At 64.8% G+C, this 22,360-nt stretch carries 17 protein-coding genes; 13 read left to right on the top strand and 4 right to left on the bottom strand.

Going from position 1 to position 22,360, the window contains the following annotated elements; translation table 11 throughout:
- The first annotated feature begins 157 nt into the window (after positions 1-157).
- The 4 genes from ABZ728_RS01695 to ABZ728_RS01680 all read left to right on the top strand — a co-directional run bounded on the left by ABZ728_RS01695 (position 158) and on the right by ABZ728_RS01680 (position 3,892).
- A complete protein-coding gene (locus ABZ728_RS01695) occupies positions 158-733 on the top strand; it encodes a sigma-70 family RNA polymerase sigma factor (RefSeq protein WP_366653871.1) in 576 nt (191 codons plus the stop codon).
- Entirely contained in the window at positions 730-1,635 is a 906-nt protein-coding gene (locus ABZ728_RS01690; protein ID WP_366653870.1) for a hypothetical protein, read from the top strand. The genes ABZ728_RS01695 and ABZ728_RS01690 overlap by 4 nt, the downstream gene beginning before the upstream one ends.
- Before the next feature lie 234 nt (positions 1,636-1,869).
- Positions 1,870-2,406 carry a PRC-barrel domain-containing protein gene (locus ABZ728_RS01685; RefSeq protein ID WP_366653869.1) on the top strand — a complete coding sequence of 179 codons (537 nt, stop codon included), beginning with the start codon at positions 1,870-1,872 and terminating at the stop codon, positions 2,404-2,406.
- Between the two features lie 73 nt (positions 2,407-2,479).
- Positions 2,480-3,892, top strand: a complete 1,413-nt coding sequence (locus ABZ728_RS01680) for an MFS transporter (RefSeq protein WP_366653868.1) — start codon at positions 2,480-2,482, stop codon at positions 3,890-3,892.
- Between the two features lie 24 nt (positions 3,893-3,916).
- Here the strand turns inward: ABZ728_RS01680 and ABZ728_RS01675 are convergent, their stop codons facing one another.
- Entirely contained in the window at positions 3,917-5,140 is a 1,224-nt protein-coding gene (locus ABZ728_RS01675) for a pyridoxal phosphate-dependent aminotransferase (protein WP_366653866.1), read from the bottom strand.
- Positions 5,141-5,368: 228 nt separating this feature from the next.
- Between ABZ728_RS01675 and ABZ728_RS01670 the strand changes: the two genes are divergently transcribed.
- Positions 5,369-5,893 (top strand): hypothetical protein, encoded by a 525-nt coding sequence (locus ABZ728_RS01670; RefSeq protein ID WP_366653865.1) that lies wholly within the window; start codon positions 5,369-5,371, stop codon positions 5,891-5,893.
- A 27-nt stretch (positions 5,894-5,920) separates the two neighbouring features.
- On the opposite strand, the gene ABZ728_RS01665 is transcribed toward ABZ728_RS01670, so the two are convergent.
- A complete protein-coding gene (locus tag ABZ728_RS01665) occupies positions 5,921-7,465 on the bottom strand; it encodes a M81 family metallopeptidase (RefSeq protein WP_366653864.1) in 1,545 nt (514 codons plus the stop codon).
- Between the two features lie 196 nt (positions 7,466-7,661).
- On the opposite strand from ABZ728_RS01665, the gene ABZ728_RS01660 reads away from it, so the two are divergent.
- A complete protein-coding gene (locus ABZ728_RS01660; protein ID WP_366653863.1) occupies positions 7,662-8,273 on the top strand; it encodes a hypothetical protein in 612 nt (203 codons plus the stop codon).
- 49 nt (positions 8,274-8,322) lie between these two features.
- Here ABZ728_RS01660 and ABZ728_RS01655 read toward each other — a convergent pair whose 3' ends face one another.
- Positions 8,323-8,520, bottom strand: a complete 198-nt coding sequence (locus ABZ728_RS01655; protein WP_366653862.1) for a hypothetical protein — start codon at positions 8,518-8,520, stop codon at positions 8,323-8,325.
- Between the two features lie 317 nt (positions 8,521-8,837).
- Between ABZ728_RS01655 and ABZ728_RS01650 the strand changes: the two genes are divergently transcribed.
- The 4 genes from ABZ728_RS01650 (at position 8,838) to ABZ728_RS01635 (ending at position 18,687) form a co-directional block, all read left to right on the top strand.
- On the top strand, positions 8,838-13,019 hold the full coding sequence (locus ABZ728_RS01650) for a DUF4114 domain-containing protein (protein ID WP_366653861.1): 4,182 nt from the start codon (positions 8,838-8,840) through the stop codon (positions 13,017-13,019).
- A gap of 62 nt (positions 13,020-13,081) precedes the next feature.
- Positions 13,082-14,941, top strand: coding sequence for an ATP-binding cassette domain-containing protein (locus ABZ728_RS01645; RefSeq protein ID WP_366653860.1), 1,860 nt, complete (start codon positions 13,082-13,084; stop codon positions 14,939-14,941).
- Entirely contained in the window at positions 14,938-17,142 is a 2,205-nt protein-coding gene (locus tag ABZ728_RS01640; RefSeq protein WP_366653858.1) for a peptidase domain-containing ABC transporter, read from the top strand. Before ABZ728_RS01645 ends, ABZ728_RS01640 begins: the two co-directional genes overlap by 4 nt.
- Before the next feature lie 126 nt (positions 17,143-17,268).
- Positions 17,269-18,687 (top strand): HlyD family type I secretion periplasmic adaptor subunit, encoded by a 1,419-nt coding sequence (locus ABZ728_RS01635; RefSeq protein ID WP_366653857.1) that lies wholly within the window; start codon positions 17,269-17,271, stop codon positions 18,685-18,687.
- Here ABZ728_RS01635 and ABZ728_RS01630 read toward each other — a convergent pair.
- Positions 18,674-19,045 carry a helix-turn-helix domain-containing protein gene (locus ABZ728_RS01630; RefSeq protein ID WP_366653855.1) on the bottom strand — a complete coding sequence of 124 codons (372 nt, stop codon included), beginning with the start codon at positions 19,043-19,045 and terminating at the stop codon, positions 18,674-18,676. The two genes, ABZ728_RS01635 and ABZ728_RS01630, sit on opposite strands and share 14 nt — an antisense overlap.
- A 398-nt stretch (positions 19,046-19,443) precedes the next feature.
- Here ABZ728_RS01630 and ABZ728_RS01625 point away from each other — a divergent pair, with 398 nt between their 5' ends.
- The 3 genes from ABZ728_RS01625 to ABZ728_RS01615 are packed head-to-tail and all read left to right on the top strand — an operon-like array spanning position 19,444 to position 22,354.
- Positions 19,444-20,475, top strand: a complete 1,032-nt coding sequence (locus ABZ728_RS01625; RefSeq protein ID WP_366653854.1) for an efflux RND transporter periplasmic adaptor subunit — start codon at positions 19,444-19,446, stop codon at positions 20,473-20,475.
- Positions 20,475-21,680, top strand: a complete 1,206-nt coding sequence (locus ABZ728_RS01620) for an ABC transporter permease (RefSeq protein WP_366653852.1) — start codon at positions 20,475-20,477, stop codon at positions 21,678-21,680. Before ABZ728_RS01625 ends, ABZ728_RS01620 begins: the two co-directional genes overlap by 1 nt.
- Positions 21,677-22,354 carry an ABC transporter ATP-binding protein gene (locus ABZ728_RS01615; RefSeq protein ID WP_366653851.1) on the top strand — a complete coding sequence of 226 codons (678 nt, stop codon included), beginning with the start codon at positions 21,677-21,679 and terminating at the stop codon, positions 22,352-22,354. The genes ABZ728_RS01620 and ABZ728_RS01615 overlap by 4 nt, the downstream gene beginning before the upstream one ends.
- The last annotated feature ends 6 nt before the right edge of the window (positions 22,355-22,360 follow it).

Here is a 22,360-nt window from a genome sequence, read left to right as displayed (position 1 = left end):
TCTGGCGGCGGCCTTTGTTGCGGCGGTGATCGCGTTCGTCATCGCCTGAAGGCGGCATAGCAGAAGCTGACGTTGCCGGTGCCCGGTTGCCGTCCCTTGCGGCGCGTTCACCGCGTGGGCTGTGCTTGTGACAACATGTTGTCAACCGCGTGGTACGATGATAATCACGTCAGGCGCCACGGACCTCGTGCCGGACCGCGCTGCACCGACACTGTCCATGGACATCATGCCCGAGCCGCAAAGTCTGATTGAGCAGGAAATACCGCACTTGCAACGGTATGCGTTGTTTCTGACCCGCGACGCGACGGCGGCCGATGATCTGTTACAGGACACGCTCGTCCGGGCCCTCAGCCGAATCCATCTTTGGACACCCGGAACGAAGATGCGTGCATGGCTGTTCACAATTCAGCACAATCTGTTCATTAACGGGAAACGGCGCGGCTGGCGGGAGTCGACGACAGAGGACGGGACGGTGCCGTCGGACATTGCCGCAGCTACCCAGGACGACCACATTATGTTGCGTGATCTTGAAGCGGCATTGTGGCGCCTTCCATTCGATCAAAGGACCGTCCTATTCCTGATTGGTCTGGAGGGAATGGGCTACGAGGAGGCGGCAGAGACGCTCGATGTGCCGGTCGGCACTGTTCGATCCCGGCTTTCGCGGGCACGATCCGCGTTGCGGGATTGGCTGGAAGCATCCGACACTCAACAGCAGGCTCGGGAGGTCAAATGACAGACGCATCCCGCAAGATATCCGATGACGAGCTGAACGCCTATCTGGATGGCGAAATGGCGCCGGAGCAGCTTGCGTATACCGCATATCGGTTGAGCGACGATCCCGAGGCGATGGCTCGGGCAGAGGATTACCGGTTCCAGGGCGCGGCATTACGGGCGCTGTACGATCGCAAACTGCCGGCCGAAACGCCGGAACATCTCCGCCGCCTTATCTATGGGCAGCCTGCGGCCGAACCCGCCAATGCGAGTCCGGGGAAGGAATCGGCCGCGGCACTGCAGGGAAGGCCGGGATTGCTTTCGGATGGCGATGCGAGGGGCGGCAATATACGTGCTGGAAAATCCGGGGCTGGTGCATCCCGGACTCGGTGGAGGCGGTATGCCGTCGCCGCGACGGGTACCGTGCTGCTGCTCGGCGCGTCTCTGGCAGGCGGCTGGATCGGGCATGCGCGCTATATTCAGGGCATCTATGCCGAAGCGCAGGCCCAGACCTTCATGAATCAGGCCTATTCCGCCTATAATCTGTATTCGCCGGATACGGCCAGCGACGCCATCAGCGAAGACCGGTTGAGTTCGGTTCTGACGACCCTTGCCGAAGGACTGGGCGGAGCCAGTTTCCAACCGCCGATGTCGCGGGACTCGTTCCGTCTCGTGTCGTCGGAAATTATTCCCGTAGAAGGCCGGGTCGGCGCGGTCTTCCACTATATCGATGACGAGGGGCGAAAAGTCAGCCTCTACGTCCAGCCCAACTGGAGTGAGGACGGTCGCTTCCAGAACGCGATCGAACGTGACGACATCGCCTTCCAGTATCGCGCCGAAGGGATGCTGGCCTATGCATTGGCGGCACCGGCCGGATTGGAGGGCCTCCCCGGGCTGGAAGCATGGCTAGGCGGCGGGGAGTAATCTGATCGCGTCGTGGCGGTATTTTAAGAAAATGCCGTCATGATCGATGCGAAATAACGAAAAGCTGAGCCGTTACTAGTCGCTCCGACAAGGTTCCATCAATAACGCCAGCCACGTTTTTTGTCACAGCGTGTGACAACATTCGTCGAGCATGGACTTCATCCAGTGGTCTCCGTGTTGTTATGATTGAAGGCGCCAAATGCCTTCTCGTTCATCTCTGCATTGGAGGATCAAATGAGAAGCAAACTTATCGCCGCCGTGTCCGCTCTGGCACTGACCATGTCCGGCACCTCACTGGTGGCTGCGCAGCAGGATACCGACGCCGGCGTCGGCGCGGAAACCGATATCGAAGCCGAGCTCGAAACCGAAGGCAGCACGGACGGTGAGGCCGATGCTGACGTCGGCGCCGATGTCGATGCGGACGCCGATATGGACGTGGATGCTGATGCCGATATGGGCACCGAAACGGATACCGAAGCGGAAGCAGGCGCGGATGCGGGTGCCACCGTTCTCGGCGACCTGGATACCGAGGCGCTGATCGGCGCGACGGTCGAAAGCAGCGATGGTGAGGAACTTGGCGAAGTCGAAGACGTCATTCAGCAGGGTGGTGGCAGAATCCTCATCGAGACCGGCGGCCTGCTGGGACTCGGCGCCGAGACCAAGGCGGTCGATGTTGCCGATATCACGTTCGACCAGGAGAACGAAGTCGTTGTGCTGTCGATAACCGAGGCAGAATTCGACGAACTTCCCGAGTACGAAGGCGAAGAATAACCGGTCGCGGGTGTCGTTCACGCGCAGCGGGAGCGGCATCTGACCGAATCGGTTGCGGGCACGGCATTTTATCGTGATTGCGGCAGGAATTGCCGTGGTAGGGTCTCGGGCGTTTTTCGGATCGACCAGGAAAGCCCGAACCCCCGTGCCCGATCGCAACACCGATATATCGCCTGCTGACAGTCACGCGGCCCAGACGCCGGCGCGCCGGCGTCTGGGTCTGGGAGCGTGGTGCCTGTATGATTGGGCCAACTCTGCCTTCAACACCGTCATCGGCACGTTCATTTTCTCGGTTTATTTCGCGCGCGGGATCTATGGCGACGAAACCGACGGCGCTGCGGTCTGGGGTTATGCCATCGGCGTTGCCGGATTGGCGGTGGCGCTACTCAGCCCCGTTCTCGGCTCCATCGCGGACCGCGGCGGCCGGCGCAAGCCGTGGATCCTCTTTTTTCTGGCGGTGACCGTCACCGCAACGGCCATGATGTGGTTCGCCGAGCCGGATGACGCATTCGTGATCTATGCGCTCGTCCTTATCATCATCGCGTCTGTCGCCTTCGAGCTGGGCTCCGTCTTCTACAACGCCATGCTGCCCACCATCGCACCGCCCGGCATGATCGGCCGGATCAGCGGCTGGGGATGGGCCATGGGATATGCCGGCGGCCTTGCCTGCCTTGCGGCGTGTCTCTTCCTGCTGGTCCAGGCCGAGACGCCGATATTCGGCTTCTCGACGGAGAACGCCGAGAATGTGCGTGCCACGGCCCTGCTGGTCGCGGTGTGGTTCACGGTTTTCGCGATACCGCTTTTTCTTTTCACGCCGGACACGCCGCCCACCGGCGAACCAATGCCACGCCAGATCACCAGGGGTCTGTCGATCCTCTGGCATACCCTGAAACAGATTCGACAACAGGCCAATCTGGTGCGCTTCCTGATCGCCAGCGCGCTCTATCGCGATGGGCTCTCGACGCTGTTTGCGGTCGGCGGGCTCTATGCCGCCGGGACATTCGGCCTGACCTTTGAACAGATCCTGATGTTCGCGATCGGCCTGAATGTGACAGCGGGACTGGGCGCGGCCGGTTTCGCCTTCATCGATGACTGGGTTGGACCCAAGCCGACGATCCTGGTCGCGCTGTCGGCGCTGGTGGGCCTCGGGATTACGATTCTGGCCATCTCCGATGCGACACTGTTCATCGTACTGGCGCTGGCACTTGGAACCTTCGTCGGTCCGACGCAGGCGGCCAGCCGATCCATGATGGCAAGAATGGCGCCAAAGGGCATGGAGACGGAAATGTTCGGCCTCTATGCCCTTGCCGGCAAGTCAATCTCGTTCATCGGGCCTGTGATGTACGGCGTTGCCACCAGCCTGTTTCAGAGCCAGCGGGCGGGGATGGCCACGATCGTCCTGGCGTTGGCGGCGGGCGGCGCCATCTTGATGACCGTCGCGGCCCCGCCGCGCGACCGGCCAGAGGGCACGGTGGGGCCGGCCTGAATGCTTCCCGCGCCGGGCCGGCGGTCAGCTGAGAGCGTCCGCCAGCCGTTTCGTCGCCCGTGCGACCAGATCGGGCGACCCGGCAAAGCACAGCCGCAGATAGTCCTCGCCGCCGGGCCCGAAAGCCACACCGGGGGCCAGCCCGACACCGGCATCATCGATGAGCCGTTTGGCCAGCCGGGCGCTGTCCGGTTCTCCCGCGACACGGAAGAACGCGTAAAATCCGCCCATCGGCGCCGCCAGGTCAACGGACGGCAGGCCTGCGAGCGTGTCAACGACGGTATGCCGGGCAGCGGCGCAGCGGGCGAGCAGGTCCTGGAAAAAGTCTTCGCCGTCACAAAGAGCGGTCAGCGCGCCATACTGCAGGAACGGTGCGGTGCCGGACGTCGAGAATTGAACGAGCTTTTCCAGGGTCGGCCCCAACGATGCCGGCGTGACCATCCAGCCGATACGCCATCCGGTCATGCACCAGTTCTTGGAGAAGGTGTTGACGACGATCAGACGGTCCTCAGGATCGGCGATGTCCAGAAAGCTTGGCGCGGTGGCGGCCGGTGATCCACTGACCGTGTCGTAGGTGAAGCGGCCATAGACCTCGTCGGCGATGATCCAGAGGCCGCGCCGTCGGGCGTAGTCAAGCAGACGCGCGATGTCCGCCGCCGGACAGACCCAGCCGGTGGGATTGCAGGGCGAATTGAGAAAGATCGCCTTGATCGACGGATCGGCATCGCAGGCGGCGAACAGCCGGTCCAGATCCAGAGTCCAGTGGCCCGACGGCTCCCGTTCAGCCGGGATCGATGTGACCCGGGCGCCGGCGATCTCTGCCGCGGCGAAGACGTTCGGCCAGACCGGGCTGACGACGGCGACGCCGTCGCCGGGACCGACCAGGGCAGTCATCGTGATCATGATCGCTGCCATGCCGGATGTCGTCACCGTGATCCGGTCGACGGGCACCGGCTGGGCATGCAACCGGCCGAGATAGGACGACAGGGCGTCGCGCAGTGGCGGGATGCCGCGCTGCCATGTATAGAATGTATGACCCTCGGCCATGGCGCGCGACGCTCCGTCGCAGATAAAGGATGGAGTCGGCAGGTCGCCTTCGCCGAACCAGAGCGCCAGGATGTCGTCGCGGCCGCGCGCATAGTCCACGACATCGAGAATGCCGCTTTTCGGCAGGTCAAGGATCGGCTGGCGGACAGCCGACAATGCGCTTCCAGGGTGGCTGTCGGGCGATGGGGTCGATGCTGACAAGGGCCGGGGCTCCTGAATATGGATGTCTGATTCAGCCTGATGGTGCCCATGGTCGGCGGGCTTGGCAACGTCGGAACGCCGATGACGCTCAGCATCCAAATATTTGGCCTCGAATCGGCCGTTCGACGTGGTAACTTCCTTGTGGCTATCACGAGGTCTATCTCGGGGGCCACAGGCGCACCAAGAAAACACCGCCCCCTCGCGGCGCCGAACCGAGGCATGCGAACGATGCTGCTGACAATTCTGAGTACGGTATCGATTGGTATCGTGGCCGCCATTCTGGTTATTGCGTTCAGACGGATGGTAGCAAAGCCCACTGCGGGATGGTTGCCGATCATCGGCGCCGGCATTGCGATGCTCGTTTTCCATGTCTGGACCGACTACACATGGTTTCGATCGGTCGCCCGGACCTTGCCCGCCAGTGTGATCGTCGTGGAAACGGCTACCGGCGCCAGCCCGTTTGAGCCCTGGACACTGATCGCGCCCCCGGTCAAGCGCTTTGCCGCCGTCGATCGTGCCACCATCGTCCGTCCGGCAGACTCTCCGTCCCTCGCTGTCGTGGATGTGATGCTGGTGCAGCGGTTCGGGTCGATGGTCCTTCAGCGGCAGATCTATGATTGCGTGAACCCGCAACGTCTCGATGCGGTCGAGCCGGGAGACACAACCGTTCTGACCAGGCCGAATACCTGGACCGCGATCGACCCGAACGATCCGATCCGCCGCGTGGTCTGCGAACCCATCGTCATCGCGTGAGTTCCTGCCCGCACAGCGCCGCAGCCCTCAGGAGCCAGCCGCCGAGAACGGATAAGCAGTTTTCGGCACATGCCGATAGGGCAGCGACAGAAGGTCCGCCGGTCCCCAGTCCGGTGTGTCTACGATGACGATTTCAGCGGCGATCGGCTCCCAGATGGCGCGGAAATGGGTTTTCGATCGCAGGACAACGATGTCGAAATCTCCCGGCGCCATGCCGAACTGCCGGAACGGGTCCTCGTCAATGGCGGTCGTCGGCACCTCGGTCACGCTGACGGTGATGCCGCCGCTGCGCAGAACGGCGGTACAGCCGAGATCGACCGGGCTGTCTTTGCGCAACGGTCCCGTGCCGATATACTGCTTGTGTCCCGCCCACAGAATTTCTGCTTCCATCAGGACAGGTCCGCCGGCGCGAGGGTCGGACTTGCCGCCGACCATGAACCTGCCCACGCTGCCGGTACCGAGAGCGCAGGCGTCGCGGGCGGTTTCGGCGTCCCAAAGATAGGGAACGGCAACACCCTTGGCGCCGCGCTCGACCAGCGTGCGGAGGATGTGGGTGCTGTCGTTCATCCGGTCGGCATGTTCCAGGATCACCACCGGTGCGTCGGCCGTGGCGGCCACGGCAAGTGCGTGGTCGACGCCGGTGGCCATCTCCATTGCGAAACCCGGTTTGTAAAGCGCCTCGCGCGCCTGGAAAATTTTGTCCGACAGCGTCAGTGCGGTTCGGTGCGCCAGGTCGGGATCGCCATCGGTGACAACGACGACCGAGAACCCGCAGTTCGGCACATCGGCATAGGAAAATCCGGCGAACACGGTGGCATCGATGATGCGGGCGTCCTCGGCCGGCAGGCGCAGCGACTGTTCGACGAATTCGGCCAATGGGTGCAGTCCGGTGGCGCTGAGAATGCTGGGCACCATCAGGCCCGGCTTGACGATCGCCGTTGTCGGCCTGATCTCGCCCCGCAGCGTCCGGACCAGGCAGTTTCCGGCGCGGCGCCCGGTCTCGCCCATGTCGATATGGGGCGAGTAGTGATAGCCGAAGGTCGCGTCGGCGCCGCCGATCGACGCGGCATCGATGTTGGCGTGGTAGTCGAGCGCTAGCATCATCGGCATGTCCGGGCCGATGGCGGCGCGCACCATGGCGACGATGTCGCCGTCCGGGTCGGTGCGGCTGGGGGTGGTCAGCGCACCGTGCAGGTGCAGCAGCACGCCGTCCAGCCGCCCGGCCTCGGCCCGGATCGCGTCGACGATCATCGAGGCGTAATGCTTGAAAGCGGCCTCCGACGCCGAACCGCGGGCGCCGGCCTCGGTCTGGACGATGGGCAGCATCTCGGCCCCGGCCGCGTCGCAGGCGTCGATGAATCCGCCCATGACCGTGTTGGTGCCCCGGAATCGGGGAATGATGGCATCGCCTTTGGCTTCGAAATGCTCGAAATCGGCGATACTGGTTTCGGAGGGCAGAAAACTGACGGATTCCAGGTTGAATCCGGCAAGGGCGATACGCATTGATGGTTCCAGTTCGGTCGTGGCAGTCGTTGCGGCGAGAATGACATATTCCCGCGCATTTGTCGGCATGCGGTTCGTCTGCGCCGCTGCGTCTTTCCGGGGGGCGGGCGGGAGTATCGGGCGGGAGTATTCGGGGTGATCCCTCTTCCGTGGTTGGCGCGGGTCCGGTATGAGGGGCCTTGGGATAGCCGCGGCCGATATCCATGTGCAGGATGATCGGCGTGCAATCGAGAAATCAGGCGAACAATCAGGAAGGGTTACGGCCTTGGCGAAGAGCAGCGCGGGAAAACAGACAGGTTGGCAGAAGGCGCTCGCGTCGGCCGGTATTGACGCGGTGACCGACGCCCTGGAATCGCGGGGCTGGACGGTCCTGCCGACGGTCGATGCGCCACTCAGCGACAACGTCGATCTGCATATCATCAACGGAGAGCGGGAGGCCCAGCTCGCGGTGACGGCCACCAATCGCTATGGCTGGGTGTCCGGGGGCAGTGTGACGGAAAGCGTCCGCGACGGTGCGCCCATCGTCAACCGTGCAGCCGCGCCGCAGGCCCAGGCCGATTTCCTGGTGCTCGCCACGCCGGCACGGCCGGTGGGCAAGCGCGAGACGCCGGATGACTGGCGGTTTTTCATCCTTCCGGCCGTTGAGGCCGAGTCCGCGTTCCGGCGCATCGTAGACGCCGTGATCAACCGGCCGCGAGCCGACGGATCACCCCGCGAGGCCGTCGGCCCGATCATGGGGTTTGTCGGCCCGCACGCCGACTCCGACGGCGAACAGGAACCGGCCACGATGGCTGAGAAGAACGACCAGATGGACCGATTTGCGCCCTATGAGTCGGCGTTTGCGGCCCTGGATCGTTTTCGTCCTCCACAGGCATAGATCGGCCCCGCAGGACTGAACAGGCCAAGGGTGGATCGGAACGGTCCGGTCATCGCGTTTCGCGGACGACCGTCGGTGCGGCAAGCGCGCCGCCGACACCACCCACAGCGGCGCCGATCGGTCCGGCGATTACAGCGCCGCCAGCCGCGCCTGTCGCGGCACCGCTCAGCCGTTGCTGATTGGTCGTACAACCGCCGGCCACGACGATAGTGGCGGTCATCAGGGCGACTAGTGCGGCCTTCGTCATCGTTCATCCTCCCGGAAATGCAGTCACGCCCCCGCGTCCCTCAATAACATAAGGGATTCAGCTGCCTTTTCCAGCGGCGGGTATCCCGATGGACCGTATCAACACCTTGTTAACGTTTCCTCGGCAGTCTGTAGAGCGGTGTCGGCGCCAGCTGCGGCCGGGTCCACCGCATTAACTGCAACTTATTATAGAATTAATTGTGTCCGCTCTGTCGATTGAAACCAGATTTGATTGATCGGATCGGCCGGCGCTGGTGCACGGCGATCCTCGCATATCCCGATCGGCGACTGACCGGTCGATGAAGGACGGAGGGGCTCATGGCGGAGCAGCAGGACGGCGCGCAACTGACGGACGACGTGATCAACGACGAGCTGACAGCTCTGTCGCGAGCGGCGTTGAAACCGGCGGCCGAGACCAACGACGCTGGCGGCGTTTCGGTCAGCGTCAATGATGCCCGGCTGGAAACCCTCCAGGTCCTGCATGGCGAGGATCCTGATCCGGCCGCCGTGCCCGCGCCCCCCGAGGGTGTAACGGGATCGGCCACGGACACACCGACGACCGCCCGTGGCGCTGGTTATCCGGCCGACCCCCTGGGGTTCGTCGACCCGGATCTCGGGGCTGCCGTCGGGGGCGATGTCGGGACCGGTGCCCGGTTCTCCACGACGACGGCGCCCGGTCTTGAATCGGGTATTGAGTCGGGGATCGAGCCCGGCGACAGCGGCACCATCGACACCCTGACATCCGCAGCGAGGGAAAGCGAGAACAGGGGCGATGCCGGCCGCAGCGGAGCGGCGGCTTCTAATGCTGACCTTCGGCAGGACAGCGGCATACCGGCTGCAGACGTTCCGCCGCCCGCAGGCACCGGCCCGGATGACGGCCCGAACACGCCTGCTGATGGATCGGCAGCGGTGCCGGATCGCCCGCAACCTGACGCCGCCGCCGCAGTTCCCGAACTTCCCGGCTTCGACGAACTGCCGGCGTTGGATGCTCCCGGACCGGTACCGGTGGGCCCGGATGCACTGGGTGAAACGACGCTGAGCGGCCTCGACGGCGTGGCGCCGTTTGCCGCCACTGTCGCGTCGCCTGCGGTCTGGACACCTTCGGCCATCCAAAGCCGGTCGTTCAGCCCCTCGGATCTGGAGATTGCCGATCTGCCGTCCTGGCAGGCAACCGCGCTGTCGGTGCCGGATACGCCGGATCTTTTCGCCGATAGTGCATCGGCGCCGGACTACGGCATGTTCGCCATTCCGGCTTTGGCCGATGGGCCGGCCATCGGACTGGCTGGCGCGGGACAGCCCGTACAGATGACCGTGCCTGATGCACCGGACCCGGTCGCGTTCCGCCCCGAGATCAACGCCAGCAGCGGGCTGATCGTGTTCGATTCCGCCGGTGAAATGCTGAACCCGCCGGACGAATCGGAGACATGGGAGTATCTGGACCCGTTCAGCGGCGAGCGCAGCCACGTCAATCCGGAGTACATAAACGGTACCAAGAAGATCAACAACCTGTCGCTGGAGCAGGATTTTCCGGTCAGCGTGACCTTTGTCGGCGAGGGTGCCGGTCACAAGAACGCGCTCGGCTACTACAAGATCGGTGAAGACGGCACGATCAGCGACGTGTCGATGATCTGGGAGAATGCGTCCGGAGCCAACAAGGCCGACGTGCTCAAGGCATGGCAGGATCAGGGCGCCGACGCCGACCAGCTGGCCGCCATCAACCGCATCTATGGCGGCATCAATCAGGGCGGCGATCTGGTGCCGGGCCAGAGCACGGTAGAGTTGGCCAACCTTTCGGCCGGCGATTCCTTCGGCTTCTTTCTCGTTTCCAACGGCAACAACAACCGCGACTTCCGTGAAGCGATGGAGAGCGGCCGGGCGGCTCTCTCGTTCAGGGACGCCGATGGCAACCCGGCGAAAGTCAGCGGCGAGGCAGGCACGCCGCGCCTGACCTTCGACTATGTCGACGATCACGGCAATGCCCGCAGCGGGACCGTCTCCAACGACGTTTTCCACACGGCCGCCAACGGCGACACGCTGGGCCTGAACACGTCGAACAAGCAGCAGGCCATGAGTGGCGTCGTCGGCGAGGACCGCGGCGAACTGGATGCCTGGGGCGTCGATACCGGTGAACTGTTGATCGGGTTCGAGGATCTGGCTCGTCCCGGCGGCGACAGCGACTTCAACGACCTCGTATTCCGGCTGAACGTCGATCCGGTCTTCATCGAAAACCTGGAAACGGTCTCGACCTCGCCGCGTGTTTCGCTGGGCCATGGCGATGACGGGGACACCCTGAATCGTGCGGTCGTGACCTTCGATCAACTCGATGGCGCCGTGTTCGGCTTCGACGGGTGGAATGGCACGGACAGCGAAGGCGTCCTCCAGGTCGACGGCCATGACGTCGCGTTCGTCGTCGATCGGGCCGCGGACGGCGAAAGCGCGACGGTCGAATTCAGCACCGCGGGGATGGCACCGCCATCGGTCTTCGAATCGCTGCTGGATTCGGTCGAGATCGATACCGTCAATGCCGACGGCGACACCCTGACCGAAGGAGACCGGCTGGTCGGTTTTCAGGTTTCCGGCCAGGGCGGCGACAGCGACATTGTCCAGTCGGTCGTCCGCGTCGCCCATAATCCCGACGACGCCGTGAACGCGCCGTCGCCGACGGTCATCCGGACCGGGCCGAGCAACATCGAGATCGCCGCCGAGCACGATGCCGCTATGGCGGCGTGGGCGGCCGAAAAGGATCGGGTCGAGGCCGGCAACGACGAGATCGCCGATGCTCACGGCGCGGTTGCCGATGCCATGGTTGTTGCAGACGAGGCATTCGCTGCCTATGACGCGGCGCATACAGGGCTGACAGAGGCCGCCGACGCGGCGGATGCCGCCATAGACGCCGCACTGGGCGCATGGGACGTATCCGAAGAACGCGCGGCAGCGATGGAAACCGCTCACGAGCAGGTGAGTGCGGCACAATCGGATGTTGCCGATGCCGTGAATGCTCATGAGGCCGCCGTCGCGGTTGCCGACGCGGCGCATGATCGCGTGGCCGACGTGCGTGAACAGGCCGAGCAGGCAATCGATACGATTTCGACGCTCGAAGCCGACGCCCGCACGGCTCATGATGCGGCCGTTGCAGCCGAGGGTGTCTATGACGACGCTGTCCGCGCCGTCGATACAGCGGAAGCCCAGACCGCGACGGCCTTGACGGCGGCCGAAGACGCCCGCAGCGCGGCGCTGTCGGCGCGCGACGCGGCGATGACCGCCCGCCAGGCCGCAGAGACGAAAGCAGACGAGATCGCGTCCGCGCGGGCGGAGCTGGCGACGCTGGTCGATGAAGCGTCGGCCACCCAGGCGTCGATCGTGGAGGCGACCGATGCCGCTGACGGGGACCGGCAGTCCATTGAATCGATGAAGGCCACCGTCGGTGAGCTTCAGGATGCTGTCGGTCAGGCCCATGGCGCATTGGCACGCGACCCGGGGCGCAGCGATCTTCAGGCGCGGTACGAGCAGACGATCGAGGCCCATGACGAAGCGCGCGCGAGCCTCGACGAGGCGGTCGGAAACTATAACGCGGACCTCGGCCGGATCGAGGCGCTGAACGAAGCACTGGCCGATCAGAAGGCCGGCATTGCAGGGGCCGAAGACCGTCTGGCAGCGCTGGTGGACGACTACGAAGGCCTCGCCGCCGAGGCCCATGCCGCTAACGCCGCGTTCGAGGCCGCCGGTCAGCAATTTTCGGCAGCGGACGCCGACTACACCGCCGCCCAGCAGGAACTGGCCGCAACGCGGGCGCAGGCCGACGCTGCGGGTGACGCGGCCGAGGAAGCCTGGAGCGACTTCGGTCAGGCGTCGGGTGCCTATGATCAGGCCGTGGCCGTGTTCGAAAACGCCGTCGTACCGGCCTACGAAGCAGTAACGGCGGAGTTCGAGGCCGCGGCAGCGGCGGCCGATGGTGCAGCGGACGCTGTCGCGGCGGCGCGCAGTGACTTTGACGAAGCACTGGCAGCCTACCAGGAGGCCGAGGACGCGTATGCCGGTGCGCTGGAAGACTATCGGGCCGCTGCGGATGCGGCGGACGCCGATGTCGATTCGGTAAGGGCGGCCGCCCTGATGGCGGACTCTGCTTATGAAGGTTATCGCGATGCCATGGCCGATGCGGCCGACGCCGCGGACGCCTATGCGGATACTGTCGTGGAACAGGGCGGCGAGGCTCCGGAAATCAACATTGCGGTGCCACCGGAGACAGATGCGTACAAGGCCGCGTCGATCATCGACGACACCGAAGACGGCGACAGGCCGTTTCCGGACGCACCGGCGAATGACGGCACATCAGATGGTGGATCGGACGATGGGGCGGCAGATGACCTTTTCACCTTCGATGACGGTGGTGGCGACGCCGGCGGTGGCGACGCGGGTGGCGACGACCCCGTTTTCGATGGCATCGGCGGTGACGATGGCTCGTTCGATTGCGATCCGACGGGTCTGGAGACATGCGTATGAGCGCCCGCATGCGGTGCGGCTGACGCCGGCCACCAACGCTTTCCGGGGTCGCGATCTCCGGCGTGATCACCTCCGGTGCGGCCATGGTTGCCATGGTCGCTGAGACCATTGCGCAGGACGGCCATGGGCGGCGACCGGCACGACCCCGCCTGCTTTCTTGGCGGTCCATGCCTTTGGTGGCCGCGTCGGTCGGGATGAACGTCCTGTCCCTGGCAATGCCGCTGGCGATCCTGCAGCTATATGATCGCATCATCCCGAATTCGGCGATCGAAACGCTGACCGTGCTCTTCCTGGGAGTGACCGTCGCGCTCGTGCTCGAAGCGCTTCTGACCTATATCCGGTCCACCAGTATCGCCTGGGCCGGTGCCCGGTTCGAACACATCCTGGGCACGGACATGCTGTCGCGGTTTCTGGCGGCTGACCGGACCGCGATCGCGGGCGGCGGCAACGGTCAGCACTGCGAACGGTTTGCCTCCGTCGGCAAAATCAAGGAGTTTCACGCCGGACAGGCGCTCGGCGTTGCCGCCGACATCCCTTTTGTCGCGTTGTTCGTCGGCCTGATCTACATCATCGGGGGTTGGGTCGCTGCCATACCGCTGGCGATCTTCGGCATATTTCTGGCGATCTTTGCTTTTCGCGACATTTTCCTGAAGCCTCTGCTGCGGGCGGCCGACAAGGCCCATACCCATCGTCTGAACTTCGAACTGGAGACGCTGGGGCGCATGACGGTGATCAAGGGCGAAGCGCTGGAAGCGCCGATGATGCGCCGCTACGAACGGCTCCTCAGGACCTCCACCGGCAACGATCATGCTATTGCCGCCAACGCGGCGACCGCCAGCGCAATGTCGGCGTCACTGGGCGGCATCACCATGATCGCCGTCGCCGCCGGCGGTGCCGTGGCCGTCATCGATGGCGCGCTGTCGATCGGTGAACTGGCGGCTTGCACGCTGTTGGCCAATCGGGCGCTTCAGCCCTTGCAGCGCGCGTTCGGTATCTGGACCAGCTACAAGAAACTGTCGCTTCACAACGACCATGTGCGCGAGGGCATGACCCTGCCCTTGTCCCGGCCATGGGGCACGCGTGTACTTCCCCGCATCAAGGGCGGGATCGTGCTGCATGATATCGGGCTGCGGTACGGTCCGTCGCTGCCGGCCATCCTGGATGGCGTCAATCTGGACGTACGCCCGGGCGAGGCGGTCGGCATCACCGGTGAGGCCGGTTCGGGCAAGACGACGCTGCTGATGGTCATGGCGGGGCTGGTCCGGCCTGACACGGGCACGGTGCGCCTCGACGGCGCGAAGGATCCATGGGCTTTTACCGAAGAAAGCGTCCTGTCCCGGATCGCCTATATCCCCAGCCGCGGGACAATTTTCGCGGGCAGTTTGCTCGACAACATCACGATGTTCGCCGAACAGGACATTTCACCCGCTGACGGGATGGCGGCTGAGGATACGCCGGATTATCCGGGCGGCAGTGACGCGGACAGCGGTACATCGTCCGTCCGCGATCGCATCGAGCGCGACCGGGAGCGGGCCTACGCGATCGCGGCGCGCCTGGGGCTGACGGCGCTGGCCGGCCGGCTGCCGAACGGTTTCAATACCGTGATCGGGCCGGGATCCCCTTATATTTTGCCGCATGGACTGGTTCAGCGCATCGCGATCGCCCGTGCCCTGTTCGCCGATCCGCCGGTCATCCTGTTCGACGCCGCCAACACCGCGCTGGACACCAACGGCGACGCTCTGGTGCGCGGCGTGCTGGAAGAGCAAAAGGGCGCAAAGACGCTGATCGTGGTGAGCCAGCGCCCCTCGCTGCTGCGAATCGTCGACCGGGCATTCACGCTGTCGGACGGTCGTCTGGTTGAAAATGAGCCACAGAAGCCGGCCACCGTCATCCGCGCCCGGCGACGAAGGACGCCGTCATGACCGTGGCCCGGTCCGCGCCACCCGTCAACGACACGCCGGTTCCATCGGATGACGGCGAGAACACGAAGGCCAATCGCTTCGGATCCGGGCCGGGGGCGACTGCCGCGACGGTCCAGGCCAGCCTGTCGGTCCTGGACGACGTCGACGATATCGCCGTATGCCTCTGGCCGCTATTGGAGGCCCTTGGCTGGCGCGGCGATGCCCGCAGCGTCGCCGAAGCCTTGCCCCATTTCGCCGAGCGCCTGGACCCGGCGGCACTGCGCGACGTCCTTGCGCTGCTGGGTTATGCCAGCGTCGTCGTACCCGCGGCCCGCTGCGACCGCATTGATTCCCGACTGCTGCCCTGTTTGCTTATCCGCCCCGGGGCGCCGGCGCTGGTGCTGCTCAGGGCGACCGGCCGCGGTCAGGTGATGCTGTTCGATCCGGCGATCGGCCGCATCGTCAGCCGCGATCTTCGCGCGCTCAAGGGCGATATCTATCTGTTCACGCGTGCCGAGGGACATGATGGCGCCAGGGAAGCCGCGGAAAGCGGCCGGTGGATCTGGTTCATCGTCGCCCGATTCAGGGGATTGTTCGCGCGGATCGCCGGACTGACTTTCCTGACCTACCTGCTGGCGGTGACCCCGGCCGTCTTCATCATGGTGCTTTACGATCAGGTGATCCCGTCGGGGTCACTGACCACGCTTCAGATGCTGTTGGCCGGCGCGGTCATGGCCCTGCTCGGCGAGGCCGGCCTGCGGCTGTTGCGCGGCCGGCTGTTCGCCCATATCGGCTCGCGGCTGAACATTCTCGTTGCCGGTGGCATATTTTCGCATCTGCTCCGGCTGCCGCTGGCGCTGAGTGAACGAATGCGTCTGGGCTCGCAGGTCCAGCGATTGCGCCAGACCGACACCATTCGCGACATCTTCAGCGGATCGGCGGCGACGACGATCGTGGAGCTGCCGTTCGCGCTGGTGTTTCTCGTCGCGCTGGCGTTGCTGGGCGGGTGGCTGGCGGCGGTGCCGCTGGCCGCTGCGCTGATATATTGCGCCATTGCCTGGCTGATGGCGCCACGCATGACGGCGCTGACCTCCGCCGCGGCCAGGCAGGGGCTGGAACGCCAGGACTTCCTTTTCGAAACCGTCGCGCGACACGATGCGGTGCGAATGAGCGGCGCGACCGCGGCCTGGCGTCGACGATACCGAGAGCTATCGGGCAGAGCGGCCTTCTCGACCTATAAGGCGGCCCAGGCATCGGCAGCGGCAACGGCCGTCGGGCAGTCAGTCATGGTCATGACCGGCATGCTGACCATTGCTCTGGGCGCCGTGCAGGTCATGAATGCCCAGATGTCGGTGGGCGCGCTGATTGCCGTCATGACACTGACATGGCGTGCCATCAGCCCGCTGCAGGCCGGTTTTCTGCTGCTGACCCGTCTGGGACAGCTCCAGTCCACAATCAACGGGCTCAATCAGGCGATGAAAAGCCCGCAGGAGATGGACGGCACCACGGCCGGCAAGGATGTCGCCGTGGTCCAGGACGGCAAGGTCGCGCTGTCGCGGGTCTCGTTCCGCTATGCAAGCGACATGGACCCGGCGCTGCTCGGCGTCAGCGCGGAATTCGCGCCGGGCGAAGTGGTCGCGATCACCGGCCCCAACGGTTCCGGCAAATCGACGGTGCTGAAAGTCATACTCGGCCTCTATCAGCCCCAGGCCGGCAGCATCCATATCGACGACATCGACATCCGTCAGCATGCGGCGATCACGGTGCGTCAGGCGATCGGCTATGTGCCGCAGGATTTCGAATTGTTCTTCGGCACCGTGATGCAGAATCTGCGGCTATCGATGCCGACCGCGACCCGCGACCGGATCGAAGCCGCCACCCGGCGGGCGGGGGTCCACGACCTGATCGAGGGGTTGCCCGATGGCTATGCCCATCGCGTCGGCGACCAGAAGATGGGGCAGATATCGACCATGCTGCTGAATGGCATCGCCCTGGCGGCGGCCTATGCCCGCCAGCCCAGGGTGCTGCTGATCGACGAGGTCATCGACAATCTGGACAATGAACGCACGGCGCTGTTCTACGAGGAACTCGACCGGATGCGCGGCGAGACGACGGTGATTCTGGTCACTCACCGGCCGTCGACCATGCGCAAGGCCGACCGTCTGCTGGTGATCAACAACGGTATGGTCGCCAAGAACGGCAAGCCGGCCGATATCCTGTGATGGATAAAGCCTCCGGGTCCAGCCAGTTTTGCGTGAAAATGCTGCCGGCGTTAAGCATTTCTATGCGCACATGGCGCTACGAATGGCGACGTCCTTCGAATTTCCACGCCATCACGCGGTTCCGGCATGACCGTCATCATCGATCACAAACCCACCGGACGCGACGCGCGACCGCCGGCCCGGAACTCGAAACACGCCCTGCCGGGGCGTGGGCGCGACAACATGCGCGCGCCGGCCAGAATCCGGCGTCAGGATACGTTTCTCAACCACTCGATCCTGCTGGAGGAACGGTCCTCGCCGAACCTTCTGCGCTGGGTCGTCTTCGTCGTCCTGATCGTGCTGACCGCGTTCGTGGTCTGGGCGTCGATGGCGCGGATGAAGGAAATGGCCCATGCCGAGGGCGAGGTCGTCTCGATGGCGCCGATTCAGCGCATCCAGCACCTTGAGGGCGGTATCATCGCCGATATCGCAATCGAGGACGGCCAGCTGGTCGAGCGCGGGGATCTGCTGGTGCGTCTGGATACCCGCGCGATCCTGGCCGAGCGGGCGCAACTGGTCGTGCGGTCGCAGTCGCTGGCGCTCGATGCGGAGCGACTGTCGGCGCTGCTGGAGGGTCGCCGGCCCGACTTCGACTCTGTCGCGGATGCCCCCGACACCGTGATCGCCACCCAACAGGCGCTGTACGACGGCCAGTGGGCGGCCGAGGAAAGCCGGCGCGGCGTGCTTGAAAGCCAGATCGATACCTTTCAGGCAGAGATCGCCTCATCCGAGCGTGTGCTGGGAGAGGCCCGAACGATTCTGACCCTGGTGGGCGAGGAACAGTCGATGCGCCAGCAACTCGCCGCCAGCGGCGCGGCGAGCCGGCTGCAGGTGATCGAGGCCGATTTGCGCCACAGCGATGCGCGCACCGATGTCGGCCGCATAGAGGGGGAGTTGACCCGACTTCAGCAGTCGATCGCCGAGACAGAGCGCCGACTGGACGAACTGGATGCCAATCTGCGCGCGGATTATCTCGGCCGCCGGGACGAGGTGCTGCGCGAGCGGGCGGAACTGCTTGAGACCATCGGCGGACTGGACGATCGGCTGGCGCGGGCGGAGATCACCGCGCCGACCGCCGGCATCGTCAAGGAATCCTTCGCCGACACCGTTGGCGGTGTGATCGCGCCGGGCGCGGAGATCGCCCGCATCGCGTCGCTGGACAGCCCGCTGCGAATCACTGCCCGTATCGACCCTCGCGATATCGCGGTGATCGAGACCGGCGACCCGGTGATGATCCGGATTCCGGCGCTCGATTTCGCACAGCTCGGCGCCATCGACGGCCGCATCGACGATATTCTCCCCACGACCTTTGTCGACGAGGCCGACAGGTCCTATTTCAAGGCCTTCGTGACCGTCGATGAGGATGCGCTGCCCGATGACCCGGACATCCGCCTGTTGCCCGGCATGACCGCGCAGGTCGATGTGATCACAGGGGAAAAGACCCTTCTGGAATATCTGTTCAAGCCGTTGCGCTTCATCCAGGATCGTCTGTTCACCCAGAGATAGGGCGCTCTGCCCGGCCGGATCGATCTGTGTGCCCGTTCTGTCCGGCCATGCCGATGAAGCGGTACCGCCGGCGGTAGGCGGCCGGCGTGACACCGGTCAGACGCTTGAACAGGCGGCGAAAACAGGCGGGTTCCTCGTAGCCGACGGATTGGGCCACCGCATCCGTGGCATCGCCAGTCGTTTCCAGCAATTGCTTGGCTTCTTCGACGCGCAGGGATTGGACATAGTCGATCGGGGCATAGCCGGGGGCGGCCTTGAAACGGCGCTTGAAGGTGCGCTCGGGCAGGTCGGACAACTGGGCCATTCGGGCGACGGGGTAGGGTTCCGGAGCGGGCGTCGTCTGTAGTCGTCCTGACAAACACATCGCTCGCTGGCGTCATTGGCGCGTTTCCTGCCGAGATGCGCGACGCGGTCTACGCTGCCTCCGGCTGAATGGTTGGTCCCAAACCGGAAGACGGCAATCGATGGCATCGAACGACGAATTGATCCGGTGCCATCATCACAATTTAAATACTGTGATCAAGTCGACGAAGGCAATCGATTGAAGTCGGCCCCGTTCACTCCAATGTATTTTTCAAGGCTCGTTCATTCCTTGAAAACGATGGTGCGATGATTTTGCCTGAACCTCCGAGGCAGCAAAACGAAGGGTTGCCAACGGAGCGGGCATCGTCTGAGCCGACTTCGCCACTTGTGCATGTGCTTCGCCCGTCACCGGAGATGCCAGCACGCGGCCGGAAGCCGCGTCGATGGCTATGGTTGGCGGCAGGCGTTGCTGCCGCGCTGGCGGCGGCCATCGGTTACCTGCAACCCTGGAGCCCGACGCCGATATCCGTTGCCGTCGAGCAGGTCGCGATGGCCCCCGTCACCCGTGTGCTGGCGGTCAACGGCCGGATCGCGGCGCGGCATTCGGTCGACCTGCGCCCGCAGGTGACCGGCACCCTGACGGAGGTGTCGGCAAGCGAGGGGCAACGGGTGGAAGCCGGGCAGGTGCTCGCCCGGATCGATGCCGCGGCACAGGATGCGATCGTACGGCAGAGTCGGGCCGCGCTCGACGCTGCGCTGGTCGCGCAGGAACAGGCCGATGCGACTTACGCGCGGTCTCTGGCGCTGGGGGCCAACATCAGCGTTGCCGCACTGGAGGCGAACCGCCGCGCGTTGCAATCTGCGGTGCAGGAGGTCGCGCGCATGCGGGCACTGCTGGAACAGGCGCAGGTACAACTGGCCCGCCATACCTTGCGCGCGCCCATTTCAGGCACGATCGTGGCGGTGGATGCCGAGAGGGGCCAGGTCGCTGACACGGCGACCGCGCTGATGACCGTCGCCGATCTGGACGACCTCATCGTCGAAACCGATATTGATGAAGGGTATGCCAGCCAGATCGCCGTCGGCCAGCCGGCGGTTTTGCGTTTTTCGGGACAGACTGAGACACGGACGGGGCATGTCAATGCCGTGTCTGGCCGGGTCGATGCGGCCACCGGCGGCCTTGCCGTGAAGATCGGTTTCGATGCGCCGGTCAGCGCGCCCATCGGTCTGACCGTGACCGCAAATATCGTGGTCGATGAGCGCGATGCCGCCCTGACCGTGCCGCGCACGGCGATCGTGACAGAAGGAGACGGCGCGGCGGTTTTTCTGGCGCGAGACGAGGTGGCCAGGCTCCAGCCCGTCACGGTGACCGACTGGCCCGCCGCCCGGCTGATCGTTACCGACGGGTTGGCGCCCGGCGACCCGGTGATTGTCGACGCGGCAGGCCTCAGCGACGGGCTGCGTATAAGCCGGGACGCGCCCTGATGCTCTACGGTCTCAAGATCGCGACGCGCTACCTGACCGCCAGCAAGGCGCAGACCGCACTTCTGGTCTCGGGCGTGGCGGTTGGCGTGTTCATCTTCATTTTCATGTCGGCGCTGATCGGTGGGCTGGCCGAGTTCATCCTGTCGCGCACCGTAGGCGACATCAGCCATGTGACGATCGAAGCGGAAAGCGCCGACCCGGCCGTCCTGATCGATGTCGACGGGCATCTGTTGACGGCGGTCGAGCCGGGCCGCCTTCGCACCGCCACCCTGCGCGATGCAGAGACCTGGGCGCCGATGATCGACGCTGTTCCCGGCGTCAGGGCCGTGTCGCCCCAGATCACCGGTGCGGGCTTTCTGACTCGCGGCGCGCAGGTGGCGCAGGTCAGCGTGACGGGGCTGGAGCCGGGCCGTGAATCGGCCATCCTGGATCTGGAAGGCTATATCGTTGCAGGGTCGGCGCGACTGGGCTCCGGCGTGATCGTCCTGGGTCGCAGCCTGGCGGACGAGCTTGACCTTTCGGTCGGGCAGGTGCTGCGGCTGCAATCCTCCAACGGCGTGACGGCGGCGCTGACTGTCGGGGGCATTTTCCAGACCGGAACAGGCATGCTGGACCGGTCCAGCGTCTTTGTCAGTCTTCCCACCGCGCGCACGCTCTTTGCGATTCCACAGGGGGTCACGCGGATCGAGATTAAACTGGACGACCTGAATGCCGCCGATGCCACGGCCGTGCGCATCCGGGCGCTGACCGGGCTCGATGCCGTACCCTGGACGGATGGGGCCGAGCAGTTGATGGAGGCGCTGAACGCACAGGCCCAGACCGGGTACTTTCTCAAGAGCTTCGCGCTGATCACCATTGTAATCGGCGTCGCCTCGGCGCTGCTGCTTTCGACCTATCGCAGGCGCCCCGAGATCGGGATCATGCGGGCGATGGGGGCCGGGCGTGGCTTTGTCGTGTTCGTGTTCGTCACACAGGGCGCTCTTGTGGGGCTGATGGGCGGGATCACCGGGGCCGTCCTCGGTTATCTGGCCCTGCTGCCTTTTCCCACGCGCGATGAATTCGTCTCCGGCACTTTGCCAATGGACATCACGCAAGGCTCCTACGGGCTTGCCGTCACGCTCACGGTATTGGGCGCCATCCTCGCCTCGATCCTGCCGGCCCGGGCTGCGGCGCGAGTCGACCCGGTCACGGCGATCGGGCAATGACCGCGTTGCTGGAGGTTCGCGACCTGATCAAGACCTTCGGCGAGGGCGATGCGGCGACCCATGTCCTGCGCGGGCTGTCCCTGACGCTGGAGGCGGGTGAGATGGCGGCCCTGCTCGGTCCTTCGGGGTCGGGCAAGAGCACCCTGCTGACCATCCTCGGCACACTGATGAAGCCTACATCAGGCAGTCTTCGGATGCTGGGGCAGGATCTGGTCAGTGCCGATGATGCCGCTTTGACCGAGTTCCGCAACCGCTACATCGGTTTCGTATTTCAGTTTCACAACCTGTTGCCTGATTTCACCGCCCTGGAGAACGTCATTTTCCCCACCGCGGTGCGTGCGGGGCGCGAGACAGGTGCGGCGCGGGCGCGCGGGCGCCAGTTGCTCGTGCGAATGGGAATGGAGTCGCGTGTCGACTTCCCCTCGGCAAAGCTGTCCGGCGGCCAGAAGCAGCGCGTCGCCGTCGCCCGGGCGCTGATGAACAGACCCGAACTGGTGCTGGCGGACGAGCCCACGGGCAATCTGGACCGGGCCACGGCCATGCAGGTGATGGACCTGATCGGCGAAATCAATCGGGAAGAGGGCACCGCCTTCCTGATCTCGACCCATGACGAGAAGATCGCCGCGCGATGCCGACGGCAGATCGTCGTGGGGGATGGAAGGGTAACGGGATAGTCGACG

This window comes from Fodinicurvata sp. EGI_FJ10296 (assembly GCF_040712075.1).
GTDB lineage: Bacteria > Pseudomonadota > Alphaproteobacteria > DSM-16000 > Inquilinaceae > JBFCVL01.
This window is presented reverse-complemented; position numbering and strand designations above follow the sequence as displayed.

Coding starts and splice junctions, on each gene's coding strand:
- ABZ728_RS01690 (WP_366653870.1), top strand. CDS start 730: ATGACAGACGCATCCCGCAAGATATCCGATGACGAGCTGAACGCCTAT.
- ABZ728_RS01635 (WP_366653857.1), top strand. CDS start 17,269: ATGACCGTCATCATCGATCACAAACCCACCGGACGCGACGCGCGACCG.
- ABZ728_RS01695 (WP_366653871.1), top strand. CDS start 158: ATGATAATCACGTCAGGCGCCACGGACCTCGTGCCGGACCGCGCTGCA.
- ABZ728_RS01650 (WP_366653861.1), top strand. CDS start 8,838: ATGGCGGAGCAGCAGGACGGCGCGCAACTGACGGACGACGTGATCAAC.
- ABZ728_RS01615 (WP_366653851.1), top strand. CDS start 21,677: ATGACCGCGTTGCTGGAGGTTCGCGACCTGATCAAGACCTTCGGCGAG.
- ABZ728_RS01665 (WP_366653864.1), bottom strand. CDS start 7,465: ATGCCGACAAATGCGCGGGAATATGTCATTCTCGCCGCAACGACTGCC.
- ABZ728_RS01685 (WP_366653869.1), top strand. CDS start 1,870: ATGAGAAGCAAACTTATCGCCGCCGTGTCCGCTCTGGCACTGACCATG.
- ABZ728_RS01620 (WP_366653852.1), top strand. CDS start 20,475: ATGCTCTACGGTCTCAAGATCGCGACGCGCTACCTGACCGCCAGCAAG.
- ABZ728_RS01670 (WP_366653865.1), top strand. CDS start 5,369: ATGCTGCTGACAATTCTGAGTACGGTATCGATTGGTATCGTGGCCGCC.
- ABZ728_RS01640 (WP_366653858.1), top strand. CDS start 14,938: ATGACCGTGGCCCGGTCCGCGCCACCCGTCAACGACACGCCGGTTCCA.
- ABZ728_RS01655 (WP_366653862.1), bottom strand. CDS start 8,520: ATGACGAAGGCCGCACTAGTCGCCCTGATGACCGCCACTATCGTCGTG.